Origin of the sequence: Alkalibacterium indicireducens, from assembly GCF_039522005.1 — a bacterium.
GTDB lineage: Bacteria > Bacillota > Bacilli > Lactobacillales > Carnobacteriaceae_A > Alkalibacterium > Alkalibacterium indicireducens.
Window position 1 is genome coordinate 27,180 of sequence record NZ_BAAADA010000014.1, and the last position, 2,614, is coordinate 29,793.

The 2,614-nt window shown below is 31.8% G+C and carries 1 protein-coding gene and 1 pseudogene; one reads left to right on the forward strand and one right to left on the reverse strand.

The genetic code is table 11. The annotated features are described in order from the left end of the window. Window positions 1-266, forward strand: a pseudogene (locus ABFX15_RS00940) (hypothetical protein); the annotation flags it as partial. A 312-nt stretch (window positions 267-578) separates the two neighbouring features. Here the strand turns inward: ABFX15_RS00940 and ABFX15_RS00945 are convergent. Then, the gene (locus ABFX15_RS00945; RefSeq protein ID WP_346023687.1) at window positions 579-2,393 is read right to left on the reverse strand and encodes a GmrSD restriction endonuclease domain-containing protein; all 1,815 of its coding nucleotides are present in this window, start codon (window positions 2,391-2,393) and stop codon (window positions 579-581) included. Window positions 2,394-2,614: the final 221 nt, after the last annotated feature.

Genomic DNA, 2,614 nt, shown 5'->3' on the forward strand with positions numbered 1-2,614 from the left:
CTGTTGATTTAGAGAAATCCGGAAAGACAGTAGTCATTAATGTAAAAATCACTGATGATCGTCCGATACCGGCTGAAGCACTGGAATTAGATCCAGCCTTATATTCAGAAGAAGAGATTCGCGCATTTAAAGAACGGTACGAAGCAGAGGAACTTTTACCATTCAGTCAGTTCCTAAAAGATGAAGGGATGGAGTCATTCGTTCAGAAGCGTCAAAACAAATCTACACTGGACAATTCGAAGGTGGATACCGAGGAGCAGATATAATAGACTTGCATAAGCAAATTAGATTATTTCAACTATTGTTTAAGTTTGCTATAAACACTAATAATCAAAATACAGGAGTGACATTCATTAAGAAAGGAAGTAGGTTTCTACTAGTATCATTATCAGATCTTCAATCTTAATCACTACATCGAATTCTTATATAGTTATTTAATACTATGATTATAGAAAGCAGAATTCAATATCTATGCATATAAAAGCAGTCTATATCTAAAATTATCAGATATAGACTGCTTTTAGTATTTAATTCGATATTATTCAATATAGGTAATATTACCTGATTAAGATGGTTATCTAAAGAGAATAATAATACTCCTTAATTTTTTCAGCCATCAATTTTCGGCGAATTTTTAGAAATTCTAGATAATCTGTAGCATCCATAGCATGTAGGTCCTGCGGAATACTGTTCTGATCCAAATTTATTCTTAAATCACTTTCTTCAATGATATCACCAATAACAGTTTCTTTAGAACTTATCTGATTTATAATTGTTCTCATATATTCATTAGGAGATTTATTTCCAATTTGAATGTTAGCTTCTCTAAATAGAAAAGTATAATTAGCTATTTGATTATACTCATTTCTATTATCAAATCCATTCTTCTGTAAGTAATTTTTTGGAAAAATGTGATGAATATCTCCAATAATATCAAGTAAATCTTTAGTGTTGACTCCTTTTGTTAGGAACCCTTGACTATTAGAGCGTATCATTGCTGCTTTATAAACATTAAAGTAGGGGCTATTTGCTGAATTAGTTTCCATGTTTTGAACTAACCCAACATCCCAAAAAGTATCAGAAAGCTCTGCGCTTTCAACTTCTTTGAAAAATTCTATAAATCCTCTTTCTTGAATTAAACGTAAGTCTCTATTCATCGTAGTTTCTGGCGAACCAATATAGCGACTTGTAAGGGTAGTAAGAACATACCATTTCTGAATAAAATTAGTAATTTCCATTTTGTTCATAGAAGAGTCTTTTTTTAAAATTAAGTAAAGTGCATAGGAAAAATTTAATGTCAATTGTGAGTTAGTCAATTTACTATTTACGAATCCTGCAGATTGTAAAGTCAATTCAAAGCTTTTAAAATTGTGTTCATTCATTGTGTTATGCAGTGCCAGTTCAAGTTTTTTAAAACTGTCTTCTGCAATTTCTTCTAAGAAAGTCCTATGCTTGAAGTCTCTACCCGAAAGAAGACTGACTAAATCTGAAAGTTTAGCTTTTTTAAATTGAGACATGAATGAAACTCGTAATATGTCACTGTAGTTTGGAGTATAAATATGATTATTACTTTTGTCTGATACCCACTTTACATAACGAGAATATTCTGAACTGGAGAATTTCTTATCTTTACTTGTGATGTACTTATAGAAAGAAGAATCTTCAAAAGCATGACAGAAATAATCAATGGCGTTACGAATTATAGCACCATTAAGTTTATCTTCAGAAGAGATTTTTGACATAGCAAAATCCGCTTGGTTAAGCGTAGTCCCTTTAGAGTTGATTCTAATAAAAATCTCTGTTACTTCTTCAATTTCTAACTCGTTCGATAACTGGATAATTCCAACTTGAATATTTTTGATATTGATTAGCTGCTGAATCTTTGGTGACACTTCCTGTGGAGATATGCCGCTATTTTTTTCACAGTATTCTGGAATAAAGATATAGGGGTCAAAACTCCCATTCATTAAAACAGAAATGTCAGGTATCCAATTGGAACTTTTAACATGGGCAGGAGTTTGAACTGCAAAAGCTTCTTCATCATCTTCAGCTAATGGATTGAATGCTATCTTAATTCGTTTTTCTTGATATTTCTTATTGATTACTTCTCTCCCCATTACAGCGGCCATTAAAGCAGTAATCCTTTGCTGACCATCTATCAGTAATTGATGACCACTTGATACTTGACCATGGCGTGTCCTAACATTAGGTTTTGACCATGTAATTAAGTAGCCAATAGGGTACCCATTATACAATGAATCAATAAGATCTCTCACTTGTTTAGCTTTCCACACAAATGGGCGTTGTATTTCGGGAACCGCTATTGTATCTGTTTCCACATAATTAAGTAAATTATTTAATGAGTAGTTGTGAACATGAAAATTCTCTTTCATACTCAACCTCCTAAATGTGTTTGATCAATTATAACAAAAAAAAGCTTGGTATATAACAGTATTTAAACATACTTACAAAAACTACAGAAATTGAAGCTAGACTTTAATTCTTCTCTTCATGAACATTACCTAAAGTGTTATACTTAGTAGTTGTATTTTGCAAGACTTTTCTACACAACATTGCAGCGATAAACTACACAATTTTGCACCTGAAAGATTCT

Excerpts from the sequence above, each read along its gene's own strand:
- ABFX15_RS00945 (WP_346023687.1), bottom strand. The coding sequence starts at position 2,393 with ATGAAAGAGAATTTTCATGTTCACAACTACTCATTAAATAATTTACTT.